Origin of the sequence: Actinoplanes sp. NPDC048988, from assembly GCF_043197815.1 — a bacterium.
Classification (GTDB): domain Bacteria; phylum Actinomycetota; class Actinomycetes; order Mycobacteriales; family Micromonosporaceae; genus Actinoplanes.
Genome location: NZ_JBICTW010000014.1, coordinates 1 through 24,773 on the forward strand (window position 1 = coordinate 1; position 24,773 = coordinate 24,773).

27 protein-coding genes and 2 pseudogenes are annotated in these 24,773 nt (G+C 71.2%); 20 read left to right on the forward strand and 9 right to left on the reverse strand.

Annotation, left to right across the window (positions count from 1 at the left end):
- Window positions 1–91: 91 nt before the first annotated feature.
- A complete protein-coding gene (locus tag ACGFJ7_RS33280) occupies window positions 92–1,018 on the reverse strand; it encodes a dTDP-glucose 4,6-dehydratase (RefSeq protein WP_392645723.1) in 927 nt (308 codons plus the stop codon).
- 55 nt (window positions 1,019–1,073) lie between these two features.
- Here ACGFJ7_RS33280 and pafA point away from each other — a divergent pair, with 55 nt between their 5' ends.
- The 4 genes from pafA (at window position 1,074) to ACGFJ7_RS33300 (ending at window position 4,196) form a co-directional block, all read left to right on the forward strand.
- Window positions 1,074–2,432 (forward strand): Pup--protein ligase, encoded by a 1,359-nt coding sequence (pafA, locus tag ACGFJ7_RS33285; RefSeq protein ID WP_203379869.1) that lies wholly within the window; start codon window positions 1,074–1,076, stop codon window positions 2,430–2,432.
- 26 nt (window positions 2,433–2,458) lie between these two features.
- A complete protein-coding gene (locus ACGFJ7_RS33290; protein WP_360254558.1) occupies window positions 2,459–2,626 on the forward strand; it encodes a hypothetical protein in 168 nt (55 codons plus the stop codon).
- A gap of 179 nt (window positions 2,627–2,805) precedes the next feature.
- Complete coding sequence (locus ACGFJ7_RS33295) at window positions 2,806–3,348, forward strand: flavoprotein (RefSeq protein ID WP_360254560.1); 543 nt, start codon at window positions 2,806–2,808, stop codon at window positions 3,346–3,348.
- Window positions 3,349–3,362: 14 nt separating this feature from the next.
- Window positions 3,363–4,196: a helix-turn-helix domain-containing protein gene (locus ACGFJ7_RS33300; RefSeq protein ID WP_360254562.1), complete on the forward strand. Its 834-nt coding sequence runs from the start codon at window positions 3,363–3,365 to the stop codon at window positions 4,194–4,196.
- Here the strand turns inward: ACGFJ7_RS33300 and ACGFJ7_RS33305 are convergent.
- Entirely contained in the window at window positions 4,168–4,626 is a 459-nt protein-coding gene (locus ACGFJ7_RS33305; RefSeq protein ID WP_392645726.1) for a DUF4362 domain-containing protein, read from the reverse strand. The genes ACGFJ7_RS33300 and ACGFJ7_RS33305 overlap by 29 nt on opposite strands.
- Here ACGFJ7_RS33305 and ACGFJ7_RS33310 point away from each other — a divergent pair.
- Window positions 4,625–5,272 (forward strand): class I SAM-dependent methyltransferase, encoded by a 648-nt coding sequence (locus tag ACGFJ7_RS33310; RefSeq protein ID WP_360254566.1) that lies wholly within the window; start codon window positions 4,625–4,627, stop codon window positions 5,270–5,272. The two genes, ACGFJ7_RS33305 and ACGFJ7_RS33310, sit on opposite strands and share 2 nt — an antisense overlap.
- Here ACGFJ7_RS33310 and ACGFJ7_RS33315 read toward each other — a convergent pair.
- Both ACGFJ7_RS33315 and ACGFJ7_RS33320 read right to left on the reverse strand, forming a co-directional pair.
- Window positions 5,265–6,335, reverse strand: a complete 1,071-nt coding sequence (locus ACGFJ7_RS33315) for a DUF3866 family protein (RefSeq protein WP_360254568.1) — start codon at window positions 6,333–6,335, stop codon at window positions 5,265–5,267. The genes ACGFJ7_RS33310 and ACGFJ7_RS33315 overlap by 8 nt on opposite strands.
- Window positions 6,336–6,346: 11 nt before the next feature.
- The gene (locus ACGFJ7_RS33320) at window positions 6,347–7,348 is read right to left on the reverse strand and encodes a cation diffusion facilitator family transporter (RefSeq protein WP_360254794.1); all 1,002 of its coding nucleotides are present in this window, start codon (window positions 7,346–7,348) and stop codon (window positions 6,347–6,349) included.
- A 133-nt stretch (window positions 7,349–7,481) separates the two neighbouring features.
- Between ACGFJ7_RS33320 and ACGFJ7_RS33325 the strand changes: the two genes are divergently transcribed.
- From ACGFJ7_RS33325 to ACGFJ7_RS33360, 8 genes and pseudogenes are all read left to right on the forward strand, one after another.
- Complete coding sequence (locus ACGFJ7_RS33325; RefSeq protein ID WP_360254570.1) at window positions 7,482–8,450, forward strand: WYL domain-containing protein; 969 nt, start codon at window positions 7,482–7,484, stop codon at window positions 8,448–8,450.
- The gene (locus ACGFJ7_RS33330; protein ID WP_360254572.1) at window positions 8,447–9,406 is read left to right on the forward strand and encodes a YafY family protein; all 960 of its coding nucleotides are present in this window, start codon (window positions 8,447–8,449) and stop codon (window positions 9,404–9,406) included. The genes ACGFJ7_RS33325 and ACGFJ7_RS33330 overlap by 4 nt, the downstream gene beginning before the upstream one ends.
- A gap of 15 nt (window positions 9,407–9,421) precedes the next feature.
- Window positions 9,422–9,619, forward strand: a complete 198-nt coding sequence (locus tag ACGFJ7_RS33335; RefSeq protein ID WP_360254796.1) for a hypothetical protein — start codon at window positions 9,422–9,424, stop codon at window positions 9,617–9,619.
- A 162-nt stretch (window positions 9,620–9,781) separates the two neighbouring features.
- Window positions 9,782–10,141 carry a Sec-independent protein translocase subunit TatA gene (gene tatA / locus ACGFJ7_RS33340; RefSeq protein ID WP_360254574.1) on the forward strand — a complete coding sequence of 120 codons (360 nt, stop codon included), beginning with the start codon at window positions 9,782–9,784 and terminating at the stop codon, window positions 10,139–10,141.
- 9 nt (window positions 10,142–10,150) lie between these two features.
- Window positions 10,151–11,116: a twin-arginine translocase subunit TatC gene (gene tatC / locus ACGFJ7_RS33345; protein ID WP_360254576.1), complete on the forward strand. Its 966-nt coding sequence runs from the start codon at window positions 10,151–10,153 to the stop codon at window positions 11,114–11,116.
- A gap of 39 nt (window positions 11,117–11,155) precedes the next feature.
- Window positions 11,156–11,473, forward strand: a pseudogene (locus ACGFJ7_RS33350) (diacylglycerol/lipid kinase family protein); the annotation flags it as partial.
- A gap of 465 nt (window positions 11,474–11,938) precedes the next feature.
- Window positions 11,939–12,442: pseudogene (locus tag ACGFJ7_RS33355) on the forward strand (sphingosine kinase); the annotation flags it as partial.
- A gap of 41 nt (window positions 12,443–12,483) precedes the next feature.
- Window positions 12,484–12,840: a hypothetical protein gene (locus tag ACGFJ7_RS33360; RefSeq protein ID WP_392645728.1), complete on the forward strand. Its 357-nt coding sequence runs from the start codon at window positions 12,484–12,486 to the stop codon at window positions 12,838–12,840.
- A 2,280-nt stretch (window positions 12,841–15,120) separates the two neighbouring features.
- On the opposite strand, the gene ACGFJ7_RS33365 is transcribed toward ACGFJ7_RS33360, so the two are convergent.
- Window positions 15,121–15,861, reverse strand: coding sequence for an HAD-IA family hydrolase (locus ACGFJ7_RS33365; RefSeq protein WP_360254580.1), 741 nt, complete (start codon window positions 15,859–15,861; stop codon window positions 15,121–15,123).
- 64 nt (window positions 15,862–15,925) lie between these two features.
- Here ACGFJ7_RS33365 and ACGFJ7_RS33370 point away from each other — a divergent pair, with 64 nt between their 5' ends.
- Both ACGFJ7_RS33370 and ACGFJ7_RS33375 read left to right on the forward strand, forming a co-directional pair.
- Window positions 15,926–18,676 carry a DEAD/DEAH box helicase gene (locus tag ACGFJ7_RS33370; RefSeq protein ID WP_360254582.1) on the forward strand — a complete coding sequence of 917 codons (2,751 nt, stop codon included), beginning with the start codon at window positions 15,926–15,928 and terminating at the stop codon, window positions 18,674–18,676.
- Between the two features lie 49 nt (window positions 18,677–18,725).
- Window positions 18,726–19,514, forward strand: a complete 789-nt coding sequence (locus ACGFJ7_RS33375) for an SAM-dependent methyltransferase (RefSeq protein WP_360254584.1) — start codon at window positions 18,726–18,728, stop codon at window positions 19,512–19,514.
- Here ACGFJ7_RS33375 and ACGFJ7_RS33380 read toward each other — a convergent pair.
- Entirely contained in the window at window positions 19,511–20,158 is a 648-nt protein-coding gene (locus tag ACGFJ7_RS33380; protein ID WP_360254586.1) for a hypothetical protein, read from the reverse strand. The genes ACGFJ7_RS33375 and ACGFJ7_RS33380 overlap by 4 nt on opposite strands.
- 16 nt (window positions 20,159–20,174) lie before the next feature.
- A complete protein-coding gene (locus ACGFJ7_RS33385; RefSeq protein WP_392645731.1) occupies window positions 20,175–20,924 on the reverse strand; it encodes an NADPH-dependent F420 reductase in 750 nt (249 codons plus the stop codon).
- Window positions 20,925–21,015: 91 nt separating this feature from the next.
- Between ACGFJ7_RS33385 and ACGFJ7_RS33390 the strand changes: the two genes are divergently transcribed.
- Genes ACGFJ7_RS33390 through ACGFJ7_RS33405 form a run of 4 tightly spaced genes read left to right on the forward strand, consistent with a single transcriptional unit; the run spans window position 21,016 to window position 22,705 of the window.
- The gene (locus ACGFJ7_RS33390; RefSeq protein ID WP_360254590.1) at window positions 21,016–21,384 is read left to right on the forward strand and encodes a MerR family transcriptional regulator; all 369 of its coding nucleotides are present in this window, start codon (window positions 21,016–21,018) and stop codon (window positions 21,382–21,384) included.
- 9 nt (window positions 21,385–21,393) lie between these two features.
- On the forward strand, window positions 21,394–21,651 hold the full coding sequence (locus ACGFJ7_RS33395) for a hypothetical protein (RefSeq protein WP_360254592.1): 258 nt from the start codon (window positions 21,394–21,396) through the stop codon (window positions 21,649–21,651).
- Window positions 21,648–21,944 carry a barstar family protein gene (locus tag ACGFJ7_RS33400; RefSeq protein WP_360254594.1) on the forward strand — a complete coding sequence of 99 codons (297 nt, stop codon included), beginning with the start codon at window positions 21,648–21,650 and terminating at the stop codon, window positions 21,942–21,944. Before ACGFJ7_RS33395 ends, ACGFJ7_RS33400 begins: the two co-directional genes overlap by 4 nt.
- 35 nt (window positions 21,945–21,979) lie before the next feature.
- Window positions 21,980–22,705, forward strand: coding sequence for a VOC family protein (locus tag ACGFJ7_RS33405; protein ID WP_392645733.1), 726 nt, complete (start codon window positions 21,980–21,982; stop codon window positions 22,703–22,705).
- Here ACGFJ7_RS33405 and ACGFJ7_RS33410 read toward each other — a convergent pair.
- Both ACGFJ7_RS33410 and ACGFJ7_RS33415 read right to left on the reverse strand, forming a co-directional pair.
- Window positions 22,702–23,637, reverse strand: a complete 936-nt coding sequence (locus tag ACGFJ7_RS33410) for a transporter (protein WP_360254598.1) — start codon at window positions 23,635–23,637, stop codon at window positions 22,702–22,704. The two genes, ACGFJ7_RS33405 and ACGFJ7_RS33410, sit on opposite strands and share 4 nt — an antisense overlap.
- A 62-nt stretch (window positions 23,638–23,699) precedes the next feature.
- Window positions 23,700–24,311, reverse strand: a complete 612-nt coding sequence (locus tag ACGFJ7_RS33415; protein ID WP_392645735.1) for a hypothetical protein — start codon at window positions 24,309–24,311, stop codon at window positions 23,700–23,702.
- A gap of 18 nt (window positions 24,312–24,329) precedes the next feature.
- Here ACGFJ7_RS33415 and ACGFJ7_RS33420 point away from each other — a divergent pair, with 18 nt between their 5' ends.
- On the forward strand, window positions 24,330–24,719 hold the full coding sequence (locus ACGFJ7_RS33420; RefSeq protein WP_392645737.1) for a TetR/AcrR family transcriptional regulator: 390 nt from the start codon (window positions 24,330–24,332) through the stop codon (window positions 24,717–24,719).
- The last annotated feature ends 54 nt before the right edge of the window (window positions 24,720–24,773 follow it).

A 24,773-nucleotide genomic window follows, 5' to 3' on the forward strand; every position in this document is an offset into this window, starting at 1 on the left:
CACCCGCTACGCCAAACGCGCCGCCCTCTACCGGTCATCGGTGCTGCTCATCGCCGCTCTGATCTGGCTTCGCTGATCGGCAGGACACGCCCTAGTAGAGCTGCGGGCGCCACCAGCCGGGGTTGTCGCGGTACCAGCGGCTCGTGTGGGCCAGGCCCGAGGTGAACTCCACCCGGGGGTGCCAGTCCAGGTGCTCGCGGATCTTGTCGTCGTTCAGGGCGTACCGGAGATCGCCTGACGGTGGCTCGGTCGTCACCCGGTCCCAGCCGGCGCCGAACTCGGCCAGCACCAGTTCCAGGAGTGCGCGTTCGCTGAGCTCCACCGATCCGCCCACGTGGTAGGTGGCGCCGGGCTCGCCCGCGGTGGCCGCCAGGGCCATCGCCCGGCAGAGGTCGTCGACGTGCAGCCAGTCCCGCACCCGGCCGGGGCACATGGGTGCCGTGCGGCCGTCCAGCAGCGCCGTCACGGCCCGGGGCAGCACGGCGGTGGGTGGCTGATGGCTTCCGTACGTCGTGGCGGCACGGACGATCACGACGGGCAGGCCGTGCGTGCGATGGAAGGCCGTCGCGAGCAGGTCGGCGCCGGCGACGCAGGCGGCGGCCGGGCTGGTGGGGGACAACGGTGTGGCCTCGGTGAGCGCGTCCTCGGCGACAGAACCGTACACCGAATCGCGCGACATGTGTACAAATCGGGCGATCCCGTGATGTTGGGCCGCTTCCAGGAGTGTCGAAGTCGCCAGCACGTGCTCCGGGCCGGGGGAGTACGCGCAGTTCACGACCGTGTCGCAGCCCCGCAGGGCCAGGCTCACGAGCGCCGCGTCGGCCGCGTCGCCCGGGTGGAAGTCGAGCCGCTTGGCGTGGGTGACCTCGTTGAGGTTGGCGAACGCCGCGCCGGCGTACACAAGCTTGTCCAGAACCGTGACCGACGCGCCTCGCAGGCCCGGCAGCCGGTCGCCGAGGACGGCCCGCACGAAGTGCGACCCGACGAAGCCCGCGCCACCGGTGACCAGAACGTTCATCCTGCCAGCAGTTTAGTGGCTGCCATCGGGTGGCCGATGAGGCTAATGTTTCGTCATGGAACGGCGAATTTTCGGCCTCGAGACCGAGTACGGAGTCACGTGCACCTACCGGGGGCAGCGGCGGCTGTCTCCGGACGAAGTGGCTCGCTACCTGTTCCGCCGAGTGGTGTCCTGGGGACGCAGCAGCAACGTCTTTCTCCGTAACGGCGCCCGCCTCTACCTGGATGTCGGATCCCACCCCGAGTACGCGACGCCCGAGTGTGACTCCGTCACCGACCTGGTCGCCCACGACCGGGCCGGCGAGCGGATCCTGGAAGGCCTGCTCGTCGACGCCGAGAAACGGCTGCACGACGAGGGCATCGCGGGCGAGATCTACCTGTTCAAGAACAACACCGACTCCGCCGGCAACTCGTACGGCTGCCACGAGAACTACCTCGTGTCGCGGCACGGCGAGTTCGGCCGGCTCGCCGACGTCCTGATCCCGTTCCTCGTCACCCGCCAGCTGATCTGCGGCGCCGGCAAGGTGCTCCAGACGCCGCGCGGGGCCGTGTTCTGCCTGTCGCAGCGCGCCGAGCACATCTGGGAGGGCGTCTCCAGCGCCACCACCCGGTCCCGGCCGATCATCAACACCCGCGACGAGCCGCACGCGGACGCGGAGCGCTACCGCCGCCTGCACGTGATCGTCGGCGACTCGAACATGAACGAGGTCACCACCCTGCTCAAGGTGGGCAGCGCCGACATCGTGCTGCGGATGATCGAGGCCGGCGTGGTGATGCGCGACCTGTCGCTGGAGAACCCGATCCGGGCCATCCGCGAGGTCAGCCACGACGTCACCGGCCGCCGCAAGATCCGCCTGGCCAACAACAAGGAGGTCAGCGCCCTCGAGATCCAGCAGGAATACCTGGCCAAGGCGACCGAGTTCGTCGAGCGCCGCGGCGGCGACCAGACCGCCAAGCGCGTCGTCGAACTGTGGGGCCGGGTCCTCAACGCGATCGAGTCGGGCGACCTCGACCCGGTCTCGCGCGAGATCGACTGGGTCTCGAAGTACAAGCTGATCGAGCGCTACCAGGCCAAACACGAGATCCCGATGTCGCACCCGCGCATCGCCCAGCTCGACCTGGCCTACCACGACGTGCGCCGGGGCCGCGGCCTTTACGCGCTGATGGAGAAGCGCAAGCAGGTCGACCGCATCTCCAACGACCTGGAGATCTTCGAGGCCAAGGAGACCCCGCCGCAGACCACGCGGGCCCGCCTGCGCGGCGAGTTCATCCGCCACGCCCAGGAGAAACGCCGCGACTTCACCGTCGACTGGGTCCACCTCAAGCTCAACGACCAGGCCCAGCGCACCGTGCTCTGCAAGGACCCGTTCCGGGCCTACGACGAACGCGTGGAGCGGCTGATCGCCAGCATGTGACGAACTGTCGTTAGGCTGGTCGGGCCATGAACGAGCCCGACCAGCCGTCCTCCCGCGTCGACCGCAAGCGCGAACGCATCCGCGCCGAGATCCAGCGCAACCGCGCCGGCGGCCATCGCCTCCCCACCTGGGTATTGGCGGCCGTCCTCGGCGTGATCCTGCTGGGCTGGGCGTATTTGATCTTAACTTCTTAAGATCAAAGGCTTGATGTCGTAGCGGGGTGGGGGTGCGGACCGTCGCTCCCGCCGAGGGCCGCGACGAGCCGAGCTGGGCGCTGGCGCGCCCAGGACGCTCGGCCCGCCACGGCGACGTGCGTGAGTGGTCGCGCTCTTGTCACTTCTTGACCGTTGGCTGGCACTCATGGTGTGCGGGGGTGGGCTCGGCCGGGACCACCGTTGGCGGCATGACCAAACTGCTTGTGGGGGCCTCGGGCTCTGCTTCTGTGGCGGGGCTGCCCGCGTACCTCGATGCTCTGCGAATTGATCTCGGCGCGACCGTCACTGTGGTGATGACGCGGTCGGCTCGGCTGTTTCTGCCTGAGCAGACTGTGGCGCTGCACGCCGACCGGGTGGTGACCGGGGAGGATCCCCGCCGGTGGCCGAGTGACAACCAGGCGGCGCTGGCGGGGTCGCATGACGCGGTTCTGATTCTGCCGGCCACCGCCAACATGCTGTCGGTGGCGGCGTCGGGGGCGGCGCCGAACCTGCTCGGCGGTGTGATCCTGGCCGCGGCCGTGCCCGTCGTGTTCTTTCCGATGATGAGCCCGCCGATGCTGGCCAAGGCCGCCGTCGGGCGCACCATCGAGCGGCTCCGCCAGGACGGATACCGGGTCGTCGATCCGGTGCGGACGGCGCGGGGGCCGTCGCTGCCGTCGCCGGCGGAAGTTGTGGCCGCAACCAAGGAGGCGCTCGGCTGATCCATGATCGGGGCATGGAGTTCAGCGACTACCGGGCGGCGATCAGCCGGACGTTCGTCCCGCTGACCGCCCAGCCGCTCGGCCCGGCCCCGTTCGAGGCCCGGCTGCGGCCCGCGGGCGACGGCGACCTGCGGATCACCACCGTGGCCGCGTCCCCGCACCGGGTGCGGCGCACCGACGACCGGGCCGAGGCGTACGCGCTGGCCACCATCCAGGTGAGCGGCCACAGCGAGGTGTCGCAGGACGGCCGTACGTCCCGGCTGAAACCGGGTGACCTGGTCTTCTGCGACAGCACCCGGCCGTTCGCGTTCACCTTCCCGGCCCCGTTCGAGCAGATCGTCGTCCAGGTCCCCGCCCACCTGCTGCCGTCCTGGCCGTCGCCCCGCGCGACCGCCGTCCCGGTCGAGGGGGCCGACCCGGTGGTGGCGTTCTTCCGCTCGCTGACGCCGCATGTCTCCGCCCGTTTCGCCCCTTATGGCATCGGACTGCTGGGAGAGGCGCTGGCGCTCGCGGGCGCTGCCGGATCGCCGGCGGCGAGCGCCCGCGAGCGGGTGCTGGAGTATCTGGGTAAGGCCTACCGGGATCCGGGCCTCGACGCCGATGCCGTGGCGCGGGCCTGCCACCTGTCGCGGCGGGCGTTGTTCCGGAGCTTCGCGGGGGAGCCGCTGTCGTGGGCCGGGGAACTGCGCCGGCTGCGGGTGGCCGAGGCGGCGCGGCTGCTGCGGCTGCACCCGCACCGGGCGGTGGCCGGCCTCGCGACCGCCTGCGGCTTCGGCGGGGAGACTCAGCTGCGGCGGGCGTTCCGGGCCGTCCTGGGCACTACTCCGGGGGCTTACCGCACTGGCTGAACTGCAGCAGCCCGTACTCCCCGATGGCCGGACCCGTGCAGACCTCGCGCGTGACCTCCCGCGAGCCCCGCGAATCCCGCCGGTTGTCCTCGACCACCTCGACGCCGCCGTCCGGCCTCGTCGCGTACACGGTGGTGATGGGGTCGCCCTCGGTCGTCGGCGCGGTCACCTCGAGGCGGGCGATCTGCCCCTGCCGCGCCGCCCCGAGCAGGCACAGCCCCGCCTCCTGGGGCAGTTGCCGGTCCTCCAGGCGGAACGTTCCACAGTCGACGACCGTCCCCGGTGACGCCAGCCTCAGCACCTCGGGCGGTTCGGCCGCCGTGTCCGAGCACGCGGCCAGCGCGAGCACGGCGACAAGCGCGATGCGCCGGGGGTGCCGTCGGCTCCCGGTCTTGCGGGCGGGACGCGAAGGGTCAACGGTGGAGGGCATGGCGGAAATCCTCAGCGACACGATCAGCGACTACCTCCTGGCCCACTGCACGCCCCAGGACGACGTCCTGCGGGACCTGGCCGCCGAGACCCGGCGCCTGTTCCCGGACGCGGCCGGCATGCAGATCTCGCACGACGAGGGCGAGCTGCTCACCATGCTCGTCCGGTTGACCGGCGCCCGCAATGCCGTCGAGGTCGGCGTCTTCACCGGCTATTCGGGTCTGTGCATCGCGCGGGGACTTCCGAAGGACGGCCGGCTGCTGTGCTGCGACGTCTCGCAGGAGTACACGGCGGTGGCCCGCCGCTTCTGGCAGCGCGCCGGCGTCGACGACCGGATCGAGCTGCGCCTGGGCCCGGCCGGCGACACGCTGCGGACGCTGCCCTCGGCGCCGGAGGTCGACTTCGCGTTCGTCGACGCCGACAAGACCGGCTACCCGGAGTACTACGACGAGCTGATCCCGCGCCTGCGCCCCGGTGGCTTGCTCGTGCTGGACAACACCCTGCGCGACGGCCGGGTCCTGAACCCCGGCAACGAGTCCGACGTCGTGGTGAGCACCCTCAACGACCGCATCGTCACCGACGACCGGGTCGAGTCGGTCCTGCTGCCCGTTCGCGACGGCGTGACGCTGGTCCGCAAGCTCAGCTGAGCAGGCTTGCCGCGTGCCGTCCGGCGGCCGCGGCGGCCATAAAGTACGTGTGGTCCTCGTCGAGTTTGCGGCCCATCGTCGACAGGGTGACCGGGGAGGCCCGCAGCGCCTCGTCCAGGCCGTCGACCGGGACGGTGACGATGCGGTGCCTCGCCGCGAGCGGCTCGATCTCGGCCCGCAGGGACGCCTCGAGGCCGGCGGGGACCGGCAGGTCGGCCGGTAGCAGGGCCACTTTCCCGTACGCGGTCAGGCTGTGATGGGAGAGGCCCTGGTGCCGGGCCCGGGCGTCGCCGGTGGACAGGCGCAGGGAGCCGACCGGGCGGCCGCCGAGGGTGCCGATCGCGTTGACGGCCTCGCCCAGGGCCACCCCGGAGAAGCCCCACGGGGTGCCGGTGCCCAGGTTGCCGGGGCCCTGGGCGACGATCGCGACGTCGGCGCCGAGGACGTGGCGGGCGGCCAGCAGACCCGTGTGCACGGTGCTGGCCTCGAGGTCGCCGCCGAAGGCCTGACCCGTGGTGACGGTGCCGGCCAAGTGGCCGGCGAGCCCGTCGAGCGTACGGGAGAACCACGCCGGTAATGCCCCGCCGTCGGTCATCACATAGGCGACCCGGGCGCCCGGCTCCGTGGCCAGAACCCCGGCCAGGATGGCCGGCAGGGCCGAGTGGAGATCGGCCGTGACCACCGGCATGCCGTCCAGCGACGTCGCCGCCTCCATGACCGCGCGGTGCGGTGAGGCCTCCTCGTCGACGCCGAGCCCGATGACCTGCGACGGCGTGTAGCGCGCCTTGACCAGATGCCCGGCGTCGCGGGTGGTGCCGTCGTCCACGGGATCGGCCGGCAGCCGGTCGGGCAGGGCCACCACCAGGGCGTAGCCGCCGGTGCCGAGGCCCATCACCAGGGCGCCCACGTTGAGCAGCACGCGGTCGCCCTCGGCCGGCGAGCCGACCAGCGCCGGGTAGGCGAGCGCCCGGAGGGGGCCGTCGGAAGTGACGACGTCCAGTTCGACGGCGCCTCGCCACCGACGCCGTACCGCCTGAACCGTCCCCGACCGCCACCGCACCATGGCGTCAGACCCTATCCGTCGATGCCGCCGTCGATGTGGTTGCGTCCGGCCATGCCCCGGGTCGGGTCGAGGAAGACGTACCGGATGCCGGGGAAACGGGCCCGCAGCCGGCGTTCGGCCTCGTCGGAGGCGGCCTCGATGTCGGCGCCCGTGCACTCGTCGACGAAGTCGACCTTGGCCGCGACCAGGATGTCGCCCGGGCCGAGCTGCATGGTCAGCAGGGTCGGCACGGCCACCACGATCGGGATCGAGTTCAGGTCCTGGGCGATCAGGTTGTGCACCTGGCGCGGCACCGCCCGGCCGACCAGCAGCGACGCGTTGCTCTTGGCCAGGATCATCGCGACCAGGAACAGCAGCACGCCGATGGCCACCGAGGCCGCGCCGTCCCACCGCTCGTCGCCGGTCAGCTGGGACAGGCCGAGGCCGGCGCCGGCCAGGATCAGGCCGATCAGGGCGGCCGAGTCCTCGAAGTAGACGGCCTTGACCGTGGTGTCGGGGGTGAGCCGCAGGAACCGCCACGGGCTGATGCCCCAGCGCATCGACTCGCCGGCCACCTGCCGGCGCGCGCGCAGGAACGAGATGCCCTCGGCGACGAAGGAGACGACCAGGACGATGTACGACCACAGGTAGTTGCCGCTGTGCTCGCCGTCGATGATCGTCATGACGCCGTGGTAGATCGAGAAGCCGGCGCCGCCCACGAAGGTGAAGATCGCGGCGATGAAGGCCCAGACGTAGCCCTCCTTGCCGTACCCGAACGGGTGTTCCTCGTCGGCCGGCTGGGCGCCGCGGCGCAGCGCGACGAAGAGGAACACCTCGGTGATCGTGTCGGCCAGCGAGTGGGCGGCCTCGGAGATCATGGCGGCCGACCCGGAGATCAGGCCGGCGACCAGCTTGGCGGCGGCGATGCCCAGGTTGGCGGCGCCGGCGACCACGACGGTGCCGACGCTCTCATTCTCCGGTTCTTCGGACTGTTGGGGCGAATCGAACGGATTGAGTGGTTCGGCGGCGGCCAGGCCGACCGGGAACTGCTCGTCTGGGGTCTGTGCGGGACTCACCCGGGCATCCTTTCCTGGCGGAGGCCACCGGAAACCGCCGGGGAGTAGCGCGTACGTCACCCCGGCGTCCTTGCTGCTAGCGTTGCCAATCGTGTCGCGCACCCGCACCGAGCGCCTGGTGAACCTGGTGATCTGCCTTCTGTCCACGCGACGGTTCCTCACCGCCGCGCAGATCGCCCTGACCGTGCCCGGTTACGAGCACGACCCCGAGGACCCGCGCGACCACGAGGCCTTCCAGCGCAAGTTCGAGCGCGACAAGGCCGAGCTGCGCGAGCTCGGCGTGCCGCTGGAGACCGGCACGGCCAGCGTCTTCGACCAGGAGCCGGGCTACCGCATCGCGCACCGCGAGTACGCGCTGCCGGACATCCTGCTGGAGCCCGACGAGGCGGCCGCGGTCGGCATCGCCGCCCGGCTCTGGCAGCACGCGGGCCTGGCCGCCGCCGCGTCCTCCGGGCTGGCCAAGCTGCGCGCGGCCGGCGTCGAGGTCGACCCGCAGGCCACCCTCGGCGTCGAGCCGGTCGTCACGGTCGACCCGGCGTTCGGTCCGCTGGCGGCGGCGGCGCGCGACCGCCGGGCGGTGACGTTCTCGTACCGGGTGCCCGAGGTCGACGACCCGGCCACCCGCCGGCTGGAGCCGTGGGGCGTGGTGTGCTGGCGGGGCCGGTGGTACGTGGTCGGGCACGACCGCGACCGCGACGCCACCCGCTGCTTCCGGCTCTCGCGCATCGTCGGCGCGGTCAAGCCGGTGGGCCGCCCCGACGCGTTCACCCCGCCCGAGAACCCCGACCTGATCAGCCACGTCGCCAAGTGGTCGGGACCGGTGGCCCACAACGGCCGGGCCACCGTCATCGTCAAGCCGGGGCGCGGCGCCATGCTGCGCCGCTGGGCCACCGACACGGTGCCCGGGCCGGACGGCGACCGGCTGACCCTGTCGTACGGCGACGCCGACTACCTGGCGTCCAAGATCGTGGGCTACGGGCCGGACGTCCGGGTCGAGGGACCGCCGGAGGTGCGCGACGCCGTGATCCAGCGTCTCAAGGAAGTGGTGGCCCGCTCATGACCGGACCCCGTCCCACCGGTGATCGCCTCGGCCGGCTGCTCAACCTCGTCCCGTACCTGCTGGCCCGGCCCGGGATCCTCGTCTCGGAGGCCGCGGCCGACTTCGGGGTCAGCGAGAAGACGCTGCGCGAGGACCTCGAACTGCTCTGGGTGTGCGGGCTGCCCGGCTACGGGCCCGGCGACCTGATCGACATGGCGCTGGATGACTCGACGGTGACGATCAGCCACGACGCCGGCATCGACCGGCCGCTGCGCCTGACCCAGGACGAGGCCCTGGCCCTGGTGGTGGCGCTGCGGATGCTGGCCGAGACGCCCGGCACGGGCAACCGCGACGTCATCGAGCGCGCTCTCGCCAAGATCGAGACGGCGGCCGGCGACCAGGCCGACGCGCCGGTGGAGGTGCGGCTGCCGGGCAACGAGAAGCGGCTCGACGAGTTCCGGGCCGTGGTCGAGCGCGGGCACGCGCTGCGGATGACGTACTACACGGCGGCCCGCGACGAGACCACCGAGCGGGTCGTCGACCCGATGCGGATGGTCATGGTCGACGGACGGGCCTATCTGGAGGCTTGGTGCCGCCGGGCCGAAGGGACCCGGCTGTTCCGTGTGGACCGCGTCGACGCGTACGAGGAACTCGAAGAACCGTCCCTGCCTCCGGAGGAGGCCGTGCCGCACGACGTGAGCGAGGGCGTCTTCCGGCCGGGCCCGGAACTGCAGCTGGTGACGCTGCGGGTGGGCCGGGGCAGCCGGTGGATCACCGAGTACTACCCGGTGGAGGAGGTGACGCGCAGCGGCGACGAATGGGTCGTGACCATGCGGGTCACCGACCTGGGCTGGGCTCAGCGGCTGCTGCTCGGCCTCGGGCCGGACGTCACCGTGCTCGGCCCGCCCGAGCTGCTGACCCGGATTCACGACCAGGCCACGGCCGCGCTGGATCAGTACAGCACGCCCGGCCGGTAGGGTGGCCCGGTGCTGATGTGGATCTGGATCGCCGTCGTGGTGGTCGCGCTGGTCATTCTCGGCTTCGCCGGCGGACGGCTCCTCGGCCCGCTGGGCGGGCTTCGCCGTGCCGTCGTGAAGCTGCAGCGCCGCCAGGCCGAGGTGCTCGAGCTGCAGAAAGAGGTCGAAGCGCTGCAGCGCAAGGCCGAATCGCTTCCGCAGCTCCGGCAATAGTCTTTACAGATCTTTGACGCGACGGTAGCGTCCGCGTTCCTTCCCCGTTGTCCAAGACTTCGGGAGATAGTGCCAAAACCAGTGGGTCCACGGGGTCAACTCCCCAGAATTGACACGTACGATGGACCCCGCACAACTGATCCGACCGACTGGAGTAAACCCATGGGCGCCCTCAAGCCATGGCACATCATCGTTTTCGTGGTGGTCCTCGTGCTGCTCTTCGGCGCGAAGCGTCTTCCCGACGCGGCTCGTTCCCTGGGCCGGTCGCTGCGGATCATCAAGGCCGAGACCAAGGGCCTGGTCGACGACAACAACGACGTCGCCGAGAAGGCCGAGCCGCAGTACGGCCGGCAGCCCCTGCAGGGCGAGGTGCAGCAGCCCGGCGGTTACCAGCAGGCTCCGCCGCCGCCCTCCGCGGCGTACCAGCAGGCTCCGCCACCGCCGGCGTCGGCGTACCAGCAGCCGCAGCAGCCGCCGGCGCAGCCGTACGTCGACCCGGTGCAGCGCACCAACGACCGCTGACCCTCGGCCATGCAGCTGACCCTTCGCCGCAACAGAGGGCCTAGCAAGTTCGAGCAGGCGGCCGACGGCTCGATGACCCTGATCGACCACATCAGGGAGTTGCGCAACCGGCTGTTCATCGCCTCGCTCGGCCTGGTGGTGGGCCTGATCGTCGGCTTCATCCTCTCGAAGTGGGTGTTCCACCTGCTCGAGGAGCCGTACTGCCGGCTGCCGAGCTCGCAAGCGCGCCGCGCCGACGGCACTCAGTACTGCGACTGGATCGTGCTCGGCGTCGGTGACCAGCTCCTGCTCCGCCTCAAGATCGCCCTGTGGGTCGGCCTGATCGTCGGCGCGCCGGTCTGGCTCTACCAGCTGTGGGCGTTCATCGCGCCCGGCCTGCACCGCCACGAGCGCAAGTGGGCGTACGTCTTCGTCGCGATCTCCGTGCCGCTGTTCGTGGCCGGCGCCGTGCTGGCCTACCTGGTGGTCGGCCACAGCCTCGCCTTCATCATGGAGGCCGGTGTCCTGGGGGAGAGCACCAAACTAGAAGTGTCGTCGTACGTCGGCTTCGTGACCAACATGTTGTTGATCTTCGGGGCGGCCTTCGAGTTCCCGTTGATCCTGCTCATGCTCAACTTCACCGGCGTGGTCTCGGCCCGCCGGCTGGCGGGCTGGTGGCGGATCGTGGTCTTCCTGTCGTTCGCCTTCGCGGCGATCGCCACCCCCGACCCGGGCCCGTTCGGCATGACGCTGCTGGCCGCCTGCATGATCCTGCTGTACTGGATCGCGGTCGGCGTCGCCTTCCTGAACGACAAACGCAAGGGCCGCGGCAAGGAGCTCTACGCCGACCTGAGCGACGACGAGATCTCACCGCTGGCCGACGACCGGGTGCCGGTCGGCGCGTCCGACCCGATCGAGGCGCCGACACCGATCGAGGCCCCGAGCCCGGTGTCCAAGCCACGCCCGCTGGACGGACGATTCGACGACATCTCGTAGGGTCTACGCTCCTCGGCTGTGACGAGCAATGAGATCGCGGTGCTGGCCAACCCCTCCGCGGGGCGAGGCCGGCACCGCGATCTGCTGTCGGCGGCTCTGAAGACCCTGTCTCAGGCGGGTGCCGTACGCGTCCTGGAAGCCCACAGCGGCCCCGACGCCGAACGAGCATGCCGCGAGGCCGTCTCGTCGGGCCCGCTGGCCTTGGTCGCCGTGGGCGGCGACGGAACCGTGCATCGCGCTCTGCAGGCGGTGGCGGGCACCCAGATCCCGTTCGGCGTGATCCCCGCCGGCACAGGCAACGACTTCGCAGCCGGCGTAGGCCTCCCCACCGACCCCTCCGAAGCCGCCACGGTCATCACCCGCGCCATCGCCGCAAACCGGACGGTCGGCGTCGACCTGGCCCGCATGACTCGCCTTGCTCCGACCGCCCTCGCCGCCGCTGCTGATCGCAGTTCTGGCATCGACCTTTCTCAAGCCGCCGATCGCGCTCCCACCGCCGATTCCGGCTCGGCCACCGATCGCGGTGCCGTCTTCAACTTTGGCCCGGCCACCGACGGCCTCGGCTCGGCCTCCCCGGCCGCCGACCGCGGTGCCGTCGTTGACCTCGGCTTGGCCTCTCCGGCCGTCGACCGCGGTGATGTCGTTGACCTCGGCTTGGCCTCTCCGGGCGCCGACCGCGGTGATGTCGTTGACCTCGGCTTGGCCTCTCCGGGCGCCGACCGCGGTGCCGTCGTCGACCTCGGGTCGGCCGCTGGCGGTGGGGTCGCTGACCTTGGCGCAGCCGCCGGCGGGGGTGTCGGTCCGGCTGCGGATCGGGATGTCGCGGCCGAGGGGCAGGTCCGCTGGTTCGGGGCGGTACTTGCCGGGGGTTTCGACGCCTTGGTGAACGAGCGGGCCAACCGGATGCGCTGGCCGCGCGGGCCTCGCCGCTACGACCTGGCCATCCTGCTCGAGCTGGCCCGCCTGCGCCCGCGCGTCTACGAGCTGGAGATCGACGGCGCCGACCACGGCTTCACCGGCATGCTGGTGGCGGTAGGCAACTGTGCCAGCTACGGCGGCGGCATGCGCATCTTGCCGGTCGCCGACCCGTACGACGGCCTGCTCGATGTTGTTGTCGCCGTACCCTTCGGCCGCCTGGCCCTGGCCCGCCTCAAACCACGCCTCAATCGCGGCACACACATCCATGACCGGCGTGTCCAGACATTCCGCGCAAAACAGGTGCGCCTCCGCTCGCCCGGCATCATCGGCTACGCCGACGGCGAGCGGGTCGGCCCTTTGGAGCTCGACATTACGTGTGTGCCGGGTGCAGTCCGGTTGCTCCGCTAGCCACACGGTCAGAATCGCGGCCCACGGCCGAACGTGAAGGCATGCAGATGACCTCGCTCAGTTCGCTCGCGTCCGCCGCCTTCAACAGCGCCCGCAGCACCCTGAAGGACATGGCCGAGGCCGCTGCCGCCCAGTCCGAGAAGGCCAACGCCGCCCGCGCTAAGTCCTCCGACACCGCGCAGTCCTCCGACACCGCGCAGTCCTCCGACACCGCGAAGTCTTCCAGCTCCACGAAGCCCGGCGGTGCCACTCCCACCGACGCCACGAAGCCCACCGTCGCGGCCGAGAAGCCGACCCTAGGCGCAATCGAGCAGGCCGTGGCCGACCGCCAGGCCGCCGCCACCGACCCCAAGCCACTCAAGGTCCGCCAGGGCCTCGCCCTCGACGCCTACGCCTGACCCATCCGCGAGGTCGCGGCAGCGAGCCCGAGCCGTTCAAGGTCCGGCCAGGGTCGTGCCGCCTACTCATGACCTTCTCGCGAGGCTGTGAGTACCAGGCTAGAACTGGCCAAGGTTCGCCACGGCACGCGTTGGACGCTTACGCGTGACCCACCCGCGAGGTTGCGGCAGCGAGCCCGAGCCGTTCGGGGTTCGCTGAGGTTCTCGCCTTGGGTGCCTTCTCGTGACCCTCCCTCAAGACCACCTGGGTGGCTACGCCCCCTTCCCTGATCGCAGGTGGCTACGGCCCCTTCCTTGATCGCGGTCTTGCCGCGGTCGACTGCATGGGCCGTCGCAGACGTGCGCTGATGGTCAGAATCGGCTCGACGGCGGCCCACGTTTTGGGCGTGCGGCACGACGGCCCGATGACGGTCGCTCGCGGCTGGCGTGTTTCCTCGGATTGACCTTCCCTCCGTCCGACGTCGACCAAGGCGGCCGCGTGACGGTCCGACGGCCTCTCGTTAATGCCGAACTATTGCGGCCGCACGCCTCGCGAGAATGGCCGAGTTCCTGCATTCCGCCGGTATGCGTGGTGCACTTCGGCGGTATAGTCTTTGGCGGACGTTCTCTCGGCGTTGAGTTGCGGATATCGACTATATTTGCGCGAGTGCGACAGAGTGCACGCTTTCGTTGGCTTGCGCCGATGAGTGCGGCAAGCGGCGACCGGATCTCCCGTTCGAACGCAGGCGTGGTGAAGTGTCCGTGAGCTTTTGTCCTGGCCTGATTCGGCGAGCTCCGACTGGTCATGGTCGGTCGCGACCGCGTTACCGCAATCGTGGCACGCGAATGTGGGACGGAACTCGCTGGCATTGAGGCTGCGGCAGAATTCGTCATCGGTGGCGTCGGCGCAGTGATCGCTGGCGGGCGTGGGCTCGGCGTGGGAGTCGGTCGCGTCGCAAGGGCCATCGGCGGTGGAGGGGCAAGTGTCGGAGTTGGTGGGATCGCTTGCGGCTGAGGGCTGGGCGTGCGGGTTGGTGGGATCGCTTGCGGCTGAGGGCTGGGCGTGCGGGTTGGTGGGATCACCTGCGGCTGAGCGCTGGGCGTGGGGGTTGGTGGGATCGCCTGCGGCTGAGGGCTGGGCCTGGCTGTTGATGGCTCTGGAACTGGGGCTGTTGCTGACGGCTGTGGAACGGATGTCGGCGATTGTGGAACCGACGTGGGTGCCGGCGGCTGCGGGGGTGAGGGCGGTGCTGCCGCTTGTGGTTGCGCCTTGGCTTCTTGCTCGGCCTGGTGGTGGCTTTCCTCCATTCGTAAACGGAAAAGCTTGATTCCGTGACGCTGAGCTAGGCCCCATTTTCGGCGGCGATCCAGTTCGCGTCGCTCGGCGTCGTTTCCGGGTGACCATTTGCGGGACAGTGTTCGATCGCTCATCGCGGACATCTGCTTGCGCGAGAATAGGCCGATCTGCTGGTAACGCATGGCCAATTATCTCGCGATCGGCGAGGGCGGGCCATCCGGAATCGGTGCTCGATCATGCCAACTTGTGCCGGCACTCTGCGCCTGGTATTACATGAATCAAATCATGGAAAAAGGCGGACCGAGGTGCGCGAGGCCCGGAGCGCACGAAGCGCAAGTCGGGCCACCATGCGACTCGGCACCCAGTGCCGTGGAGAGCCGAACAAACCGCCCCTCCAAAGGCGAAGCCGGCGCCATGGGAAGTGGGCGCAATCGGTCGCTGCGGGTGAGGTCGGTGTTGCAGTGGGCCCAGGCACGCCCGTTCCGTGGAAGTGGAGCGCGACCGGCCGCCGGGGTGAGGCGGGTATCGGAGCGGCCCGGCGCCTCGCGCTGTGGCCGACGGGGGCGCCGCCGGCGAGGTCGAATCGGCTGGGCGGAGCGGCGAGGCGGGCGTGGAAGCAGGTGAGTGAGGGGTAGGCGGGCGAGCGGAGCGGCGAGGCAGCCGTCGAAGGGGAGGGAGCAGGGCTCGGCCGGCCTGGAAGTGGGCGAGCCGAGCGGCGAGGCCGGCATGGGGGGAGGGGCGCAGGGGCGAGGTGGGCGTGGAAGGGGAGGGGCGAGGCGGGCGTGGAAGGCGAGGGGCGGAGCGGTGAGGCGGGCGTGGAAGCGGACGGCGAGCCGGCGTGGAAGCGGGTGAGCGGAGGCGCGAGGCCGGGCGTGGAAGCCGGTAACTCGAGAGGCGAGAGAGCCGCGGTAGCGGGTAAGTGGAGAGGTGAGGCGGGCTTTGAAGCGCGACCCCACACCTCCGTACCGCCGAAAGCGGCGAACCGCCCAAAAGTGACCAGACCGCTAAGCCGCGCACCCTGCCAGTGCCAGCGTGGCGGCCAAGCCGTTGGGGCGGCCCGGTTCGGCTGCGGGGAGGACCAGGGCCGCGCAGCCCGCCTTGACCGCGCCCGCGTCGGCCGGTGTGTCGCCGACCATCAGGGTGCGTTCCGGGTCGGCGCCGACCATGCCGCACGCGCGCAGGAAGATGGCCGGGTCGGGCTTTGTGCGGCCCAGCTCGTAGCTCAGGGCGAACGCGTCCACCAAGGGCGACATGCCCCACGCGTCGAAGTGGGGGCGGATGTCGAAACCTATGTTGCTCACCACCGCCACCTTGATGCCCGCCTCGTGCAGGGTGCGCAGTGTGGACGCCGTGTCCGCGTAGGGGAGCCAGCCGTCGGGGCCCAGCAGACGGTCGTACAGGGCGTCGGCCAGACCCTCCACGTCCGTGGCCACCGTGGCGGCCAGGCCGGTGTAGGCGGCTCGGTGGCTGTGGGCGTACAGGTCGCGGTCGGACCAGTGTTCGGCCAGGTGTGGGGGTACGCGGGTGGGAAGCGGGCCGCCGGCGCGGCCGGCCATGACCAGGCGGTCGGCCAGGACGGTGGCCTTGCCTCGGTCGAGGCTGTGACCGCATGCCGCGGCCGCGGCCAGAACCCAGGTTACCGGGTCCTCTACCTGCGCCAACGTGCCGTGGAAGTCGAACAGCACGGCGTCGACCTGACGGTGCGGCCGATGGGGAGGGTGATCGGTCGATTCAACATCCGGCACGGGAGCACCATACCTATCGTGCCCGTGCTGCAAGTTGTCACACCCACGAACTAGCCTTGTGGTCATGACGAGTCCCGCCGAACGGTATGCGGAATCGAAGCGGCGGGCGGCCCGGGTGGCCGAGTTTCCGGCGCTGGACGATTTCATGCTCGACGTCGGTTTCGACCTCGACGACTTCCAGCGTGCCGCTTGTGAGTCGCTCGAGCGTGGCAGTGGCGTGCTGGTCTGCGCGCCCACCGGTGCCGGCAAGACCGTGGTGGGCGAGTTCGCCGTGCACCTCGCTCTGCGGGCCGGCGAGCGCAAGTGCTTCTACACCACGCCGATCAAGGCGCTGTCCAACCAGAAGTACCACGATCTCGTCGAGCGGTACGGCCCGGACAAGGTGGGCCTGCTGACCGGCGACAACGCCATCAACGGGGACGCGCCGGTGGTCGTCATGACCACCGAGGTGCTGCGCAACATGCTCTACTCGGGCTCCTCGGCGCTCAAGAACCTGGCGTACGTGGTGATGGACGAGGTCCACTACCTGGCCGACCGGTTCCGGGGCGCCGTCTGGGAAGAGGTGATCATCCACCTTCCGGCGTCCGTCACTCTTGTTTCCCTGTCGGCGACGGTCAGCAACTACGAGGAGTTCGCCGACTGGCTGGTCACCGTGCGCGGGCAGACCGAGGTCGTGGTCAGTGAGCACCGGCCCGTGCCGCTCTGGCAGCACATGCTGGTCGGCCGCCGGATGTTCGACCTGTTCCACGACGCCGACGCCGCCAAGAAGCACGACGTGCACCCTGAGCTGTTGCGTTACACCCGTGAGATGCAACGCCGCCTCGAATTGACCGATCGGTCGTACGGTCCTCGCGGTGGCCGCTCGAAGCGGTGGCAGCCGCCGCCGCGGGCCGAGGTCGTCGACCGCCTGGAGCGGGCCGGCCTGCTTCCGGCGATCCTGTTCATCTTCAGCCGGGCCGGCTGTGACGCCGCCGTGCAGCAGTGCCTGAGCGCGGGGCTGCGGCTCACCGACGCCGAGGAGCGGGCCGAGATCCGGCGCATCGCCGAGGCGAAGGTGGCCAGCATCCCGCGCGAGGACCTGTCGGTGCTGGGCTACTGGGAGTGGCTCGACGGTCTCGAGCGGGGCCTGGCCGCCCACCACGCCGGCATGCTGCCCGCCTTCAAGGAGGCGGTCGAGGAGTGCTTCGTGCAGGGCCTGGTCAAGGCCGTGTTCGCCACTGAGACGCTGGCGCTGGGCATCAACATGCCGGCCCGCTGTGTCGTGCTGGAGCGGCTGGTCAAGTTCAACGGCGAGGCCCACGTCGACCTGACCCCGGGGGAGTACACGCAGCTCACCGGCCGGGCCGGCCGGCGGGGCATCGACGTCGAGGGTCACGCGGTCGTGCTGTGGAGCCCCGAGGTCGACCCGCGGCACGTGGCCGGGCTCGCGTCCACGCGGACCTACCCGCTGCGGTCGTCGTTCCGTCCGTCGTACAACATGGCCGTCAATCTCGTCGGCACCGTCGGGGCCGAGAAATCGCGGGAGCTGCTCGAGTCGTCGTTCGCGCAGTTCCAGGCCGACCGGTCGGTGGTCGGGCTGGCGCGGCAGGTGCAGCGCAACGTCGACACCATGCAGACGTACGGCAATGACGCCGCCTGCCACCACGGTGACTTCGACGAGTACTTCGCCATTCGCGTCGCCATCGCCGACCGGGAGCGGGCCATGGCCCGCGAGGGCGCCTCGCAGCGCCGCGCGGCCGCGACCTCCTCGCTGGAGAAACTGCGGGTGGGCGACGTGATCCGGGTGCCGCAGGGCCGCCGGGCGGGGCTGGCCGTCGTGCTCGAGGCGCCGACCGGTGGCTTCGGCGAGCCGCGCCCGCTCGTGCTCACCCAGGACCGCTGGGCCGGGCGGGTCAGCCCGGCCGACTTCGGCGGGCCGGCCGAGGTGCTGGAGCGGCTGCGCGTGCCGAAACACTTCAACCACCGCTCGCCGGGCGCCCGGCGTGACCTGGCCGCCCAGATCGCCGCCACCGGCCTCGACCGGCACGGCAGCGGCCGCCGGCGCAACAAGGGCGCCCAGCCGGGTGAGGACGCCGAGATCGCCCTGCTCAAGGTGCGGCTGCGGCAGCATCCGTGTCACGCCTGCCCCGATCGCGAGGAGCACGCCCGCTGGGCCGAGCGGCGGCACCGGCTCGAGCGTGACACCGAGGCGCTGCGGGACAAGGTCGCCGGGCGTACGGGGTCGCTCGCCCGCACGTTCGACCAGGTCTGCGCGGTGCTGGCCGAGCGCGGCTACCTGAGCGGGGACGGCGAGGTGACCCAGGCCGGGCGGATGCTGGGCCGTATCTGGTCCGAGGCCGACCTGCTGGTCGCCGAGTGCCTGCGGCAGGGCGTCTGGGACGGGCTGGCCCCCGACGAGCTGGCGGCCGCGGTGTCCATGGTGCTCTACGAGTCGCGCCGCGAGGGCGACGACCGGGCGTCGGTGCCGAAGGGGCCGGTCACCTCGGCGGTCGACGCGTGCACGAAGTTGTGGGGCGAGATCGCGGCCGACGAGTCCGGCCACGGGCTCAGCCTGACCCGCGAGCCCGACCCCGGTTTCGTCTGGCCGATGTACCGGTGGGCCCGGGGTGAGCCGCTGGCCCGGGTACTGGCCAGCGGGCACAACTTCGACGCCGACATGCCGGCCGGCGACTTCGTGCGGTGGGCCCGTCAGGTGCTCGACCTGCTCGGCCAGATCCGGGAGGCGTCGGCGGCCTCGGCCGACGTGCGCGACACGGCCCGCGAAGCGATCAAGTTGGTCAACCGGGGGGTCCTGGCCTACCAAGCCGGGCTGTGATCGCTCTAGGATGTGTGCACTGTCGATGTATTAAACGCGGGGGTCGGCTTTGGACAGGGTGGACACCACGGTCGCTCATCCGGCGCGGCGCTACAACTATTGGCTGGGCGGCAAGGACCACTTCGCGGCCGACCGGGCCTCCGGTGACGCGATCGAGGCGGCCATGCCGTCGATCCGTACGATGGCCTTGGAAAATCGCCGTTTCCTGGGCCGTGCGGCCAGGCTCATCGCGGACCGCGGGGTGCGGCAGTTCCTCGACATCGGCACCGGCATCCCGGCGCCCGGCAACACCCACGAGGTGGTCCAGGCCGTCGACCCGGCCAGCCGGATCGTGTACGTCGACAATGATCCGATCGTGCTCAGCCACGCCCGGGCGCTGCTGACGAGCGCGCCGGCCGGCACCGTGGCGTACCTCGACGCCGACCTGCGCGATCCCCGGTCCATCCTGGACCACGCCGACCTCAAGGCCACCCTCGACCTGAGCGAGCCGGTCGGGCTGCTGCTGATCGCGGTGCTGCATTTCATCCGCGACGACGAGGACGTCACCGGCGTCATCCGTACGCTGCTCGACGCCCTGCCGCCCGGCAGCTACGTCGCGGCGACCCACGCCACCTGGGAATACCTGCCGGCCGAGGCGATCGCCAAGCTGACCGCGGCCAACCCGGACGGCCGTTTCCAGGCCCGCGACGGCGCGGATTTCGCGCGCCTGTTCGAGGGCCTCGAACTGGTCGACCCGGGCGTGGCGTCGGTCGCCCACTGGCACGCCTCGGACGAGCCGCAGCCCCGCCCGGCGGCGGAGGATGTGGCCTGCAACGGTTTCGTGGCCCGCGTACCCTAATCGCCCGGGCAGTCGTAACCGCCGACGAAGTAGACGCATTCGGTTCGGTGGTGGCGGCGCTCGTCCTGCAGGTGGTTGACACCGTTCCGGACCGAGGTGACGACCGGGAAGAAGATCACCAGGACCAGGACGACGAGTACGCCGGCTGTTCCGCGCGCCCGGTAACGAACCCCGGCCACCAGGGCGGCCAGCAGCGGCAGGCCCAGGGCCAGCAGGCCGCTGAGGAGCATGGTCCGGTCGATCGACGAGTAGTCGCCGAAGGTCTGCGGGGCGGCGTCCCGCAGCAGCCCCGGATCCCTGTCGGCGATCATGGGAAGCGCCACGCAGAGCAGCCAGAACGCCACGACGGCGGAGCCGGCGAGCCCCTTGACCACCGTTGAGCGGGCGGGCATCCGGCCGGCGATGTGGGAGGCGGTCCAGCGGGCGGCCACGACGAGACACAGCACGACCACCACGATCACCACCCAGCCGGCGATGCGCATGGTCAGCTGGGCGGCGTCGTGGTCGGCGAGCCAGTCCGGGAGCAGCCCGACCGTGATGGCCGGACTGGCCACCGTCAGGGCGGCCGCCGCCAGCAGGAGCCCGCCGAGTCCGATCACGACAGCGGTCAGCAGCGGTCCCCGGGATTCCCGTTCGTCGATCACTGCCAGACCCTATCCGTCAGGCCGAGGGGGTGATCCGGAAGCCGGCCGGTTGGCGTTCGGTGGTGGCGGCCAGTTCGGCGACCGTGGCGGCCGAGATGGGGATCAGCGGCGTGGTGGCCAGCCAGGCGTAGATCTCCGGCAGGCTCAGGCCGGGCGGAACCGGTCCGGTGAAGACCTCGTAGTACAGCGGGGTGTTGGGCCCGATGCGCCAGCTTTCGGCGAGGCCGCCCACGTCGACCGTGTCGAAACCGAAGTCGTCGATCAGTTCGGCGACCCTCGCCTTGGCGGCGGCGTCGTCGCCCGTGATGGGCAGGGCGGTGCGGTCCGGGGCGCCGGCCGGGCGGGCCAGTTCGCGCAGCAGTCTGCCGTTCACGTCGTGAAACGCCTTGACCACCGAGGAGCGCGACAGGAACCGCTGCACGAGTTCACTGGAGGTCAGCTCGTCGGCGTCGAGCTCCGGGCGCGCCCAGCCGGTCACGGCCGGTGCGTAGTTCATGGTGTCGATCACCGTCTTGCCGGCCAGCGCCTCCTGGGGCAGTTGCTCGTAGTTGGCCAGCGGGATGGTCGCGACGACGAGGTCGCCCGCCCGCGCCGCCTCGGCCGGGGTGGCGGCCCGGGCCAGCGGGCCGAGCTCGGTGATCAGGTCGCCGAGGCTCGCCGGCCCGCGCGAATTGCTGATCACCACGTGCCGGCCGGCGCCGACCGCGCTGCGGGCGAGGGCGGAGCCGATGGTGCCGCTGCCGATGATGCCGAGCGTTCCGGTCATGTGACTGCTCCTGAGCGAGGGAAACGGGTGCGGTGGCTACGCTAGGAGCTGACATTGATGTGAGGTCCCGGCGTTGTGGTGGTGGTCATAGGTGCGCATCGGGGAGCTGGCCGCCCGCACCGGTGCGAGCGTGCGGTCGCTGCGCTACTACGAGGAGCAGGGCCTGCTGACGGCCGAGCGGGACTCGGCGGGCCGCCGCCGCTACGCCGAGGCGGCCGTTGCCCGGGTGGCGCTGATCCGGCGCGGGTTCGCGGCGAGCCTGTCCAGCCGGGTGATCGCCGAGCTGCTGCCGCTGCTCGAGGCCGCGTGCGTGCCGCGTTCGCGGGCCCTGCTGGACGCCGAGCGGAAGCGGCTGGAGGCGGAGATCACCGCGATGACCGAGGCCCGGGTACGCCTCGACGAGGTCATCGCCATCGCCACGGACCCCACCTGGAGATGTGACGTGGAGACCGGGTCCTAGGCTGGGTGCGTGCGGACGGTGGGCGTGGGGCTCGGGCAGACGGCGGCGATCTGGGTTGCGGTTGTGGTCGTCGCTTTGTCCGTACGCAATAGCGCTGTGGCCCTGACCGCGATGACCGCCGGGCTTCTCGGGTGTGTGGTGCTCGGCGTCTGGCACAAGCGGCGGGCCCGGGCCGACAACGCGGTCGGGGCGTTCACCGGGGTCGTGTTGTGGCCGGTGCTGATCGGGGCGGCCCTGGCCGCCGTGAACATCGTGGCGTACGAATGAACGAGCTCGTCATCGACCTGCGTGGCCGCGTGTTCGCGACGGCGCGTGACTTCTGGGCGGCGCTGGCCGGGCCGGCCGGGCTGCCCGACTGGGCCGGGCGCAACCTCGACGCCTGGCAGGACACCGTCGAAAGCGGCGGCATCTCCGAGGTCGTCGACGGCCACGACCGGGTGGTCGTCCACGTCGACCGGGCCGGGTGGTTCGCCGACGAGCGGAACGCGGGCCCGTTCGCGCGGGACTTCGGCGGCGAACGGTCGCGGCTGACGGTTCACTCCATCGAGGATGATCGTTAGAGTTTGAACGGCGGCGAGGCGCGGTAATCGGCGGCATGCTGCCCGACACTCTGCGCCAGGTGACGCATCCCATCGCCCAGTTCGACGGTCTGGTCCTCGACACCGCCGACCCCGGGCAGGCCGCCGCGTTCTGGCAGAGCGCCCTCGGCGGGCGGGCCGGCGTCGACGCCGGCGGCAATCCGATCGTACGGCCGGGACCGGAACGCCCCGCCCGTGAAATCCTCCGGTTGCGGCCGGCGGTCGCGCCCGCCGACGACGCCCGGGTGCACGTCGACCTGCGCCTCGCCGGGGCGACGCCGGAACCCCTGCTGACGGCCGGCGCCCGGATGGTCCGGCCGCCCGGCGACGACCCCTGGTTCGTGCTGGCCGACCCCGAGGGCACCGAGTTCTGCGCGTTCCCGGCGGTCGACGACCGGCCGGCCGGAATGTTCGAGCTCGTCGTCAAATGCTCCGACGCGCACGGCTTGGCCCGCTGGTGGGCCGGCGTGCTCGGCGGCCGCGTGGTCGAGGAGGGCGAGTCGGCGGCGGTGCTCGGCGCCCCCGAGTTCCCGTGGGACTACATGGTTTTCGACCCGGTTCCGGGAATCGAGCGCTACCGCAGCCGTACCCGATGGCACCTGGAAGCCCGCGACCGCGACCTGACCGCCCTGCTCGCCGCGGGCGCCGTCGCCCGGGCCGAGCCCAGCGCGGACGAGCCGTGGTGGACCCTGGCCGACCCGGGCGGCAACGAGTTCTGCGTGCTGCTCGCGCCCGGTCTTTAGCCGACCGTGACCGGCGTCGCGGCGTGGCGGCGGGACTGCTTGCGCAGGGCCAGGGTGGCCGACTTGAGGGCGATCAGGCCGATCAGGACCGTGACGACGGCCAGGACCAGCCAGGACAGGGGGCGCCAGGCCGCCGCGTGCTCGCCGGACAGCCAGTGGATGGTGTAGGTGCCGCTGGCGGCGATGGTGAAGGTCAGGGCCCAGAAGCCGTGGGCGAACGGCTGGCGCAGGTAGTTCGGGGTCAGGAACAGCTGCACCAGCAGCAGCGGCACCATCGTGCCGAGCAGCAGCAGGTCGATGGTGTCCAGGGTGCCGCCGTTGATGGCGTACCAGGCGTTGCCGGCGACGGCCGGCGGGGCCGAGAAGATGGCCATCGTGGGCAGCAGCGGTCCGGGCAGGGCGGGCCGCAGGGCGAGCCGGCCCAGCAGCAGGGCGCCGATCAGGAACCAGAACAGGATGCCCACGCCGAACGCGCCGACCGCGACGGCGTGCCAGCCGGCCAGCGCGGCCGACTGGGCGCCGACCAGCGAGGCGGCCACCGTCGGCAGCAGGTAGCCGGCGTGCAGGGTGTCGATGTCGAGGCCGCCGCTGAGCAGGTGGGCCACGAACCAGCCGGCGAAGACCGTGGCCAGTACCAGCATCACGGCGATGACGACCCGCCCGCCGGTGAGCCAGGCGCCGGTCAGGCGGCCGCCCATCAGCAGGCCGGTGGTGGGCACCAGCGCGGCGAACGGTCCCAGAATGGGATGGCGCAGGTCGGCCGGCGAGGCCTTGGTGAAGTAGCGGGCCAGCAGGGCCAGCCAGACGACCAGCACCGCCCACCAGAGCACGTCGCCCACGACCGCGGGAACGAGGCCGGCGGCGGCCGAGGCCGTCCAGGTGCCGGCCAGCCCGGCGAGCCCGAAGGCGATACCGAAGAGGTTGAGCGGCATCGTGGTCCTTCCATCGGTGGTTTCTGCCACCTCCAGGCTCGCCGGAGGACCATCGGGGTGGATCAGTCGATTGACTGGCGGATCCGGTGACGAGGCTCGCGCAGGGTGCTGCCGGTGACGGCCGTCAGCGGGGCGCCGGCGAGCAGGATGAGGACGGTCGCGTGCCCGCCGAACGACTCGTAGGCGAGGCCGGCGAGCAGCGGGCCGCACGGGGTGGCGAGCCGGGAGACCAGCTGGCGCACGCTCTGCACGCGGCCGAACAGGTGCTCGGGGGTGATGGCGACGGTCCTGGCCAGGACGGCGGCGTTCCAGGCCGGGAACGGCAGGGTCAGCACAGCCCCGAGAGCGCCCAGCAGGTACGGGTCCGTGGTGAGGGCCATCGCCGGAAGCACTGCCGTCCAGTACCACCCGACCCCGGCGAAGACATACCGCATCGGGAGGCGTCGCAGTAGGTACGGCGTCAGCGCGGCCCCGGCGAGGCCTCCCGCACCGATCATCGCCGAGAGCACGCCGATACTCGTGGCCGAGGCACCGCCCTCCCGCGCGAGCAGGATCGCGAGAAGCACGGTCGCGGCGCCGATGGTGTTGGCCATGCCGCCGAGGACGGTCGTCGCCCGCAGGAACGGCTCAGCTCGTACGAAAGCAGGACGCTCTTCGGCGAACGCGGCATTCATCGCACGTCGCTGGACGAGGTGGCCCGGCACGCGGGGCTGACCAAGGGCGCCATCTACGCCAACTTCGCCGGCAAGAACGACCTGGTCGCGGCCATCCTCGAGCGCAAGCTGGCCGGTGACGGCGACCCGGAGCCGGCGGCCGGGCCGCTGACGAGCTGGCTCGAGGCTCTGGGGGCGCGGTACGAGGCGACCATCGACGAGCCGGAGAACCGCCGCTTCATTCAGGCGTTCGCCGAGTTCTGGCTGCACGGCATGCGCGACGAGGCGAGCCGGGCCGTCGTCGCGCGCTGGCTGCGGACCATCCGGGAGAGCCACGCGGCTCAGGTGACGGCGCTCGATGGCGATTCGGCGGCGGCGCGCAGCCGGCCCGGGTGCAGGCGTTGCCGGCCGAGCGGTTGGCGGCATTGATGCTGGCGCTCGATATCGGGGTGGCGCTGCAACATCTGATCGATCCGGAAGCCG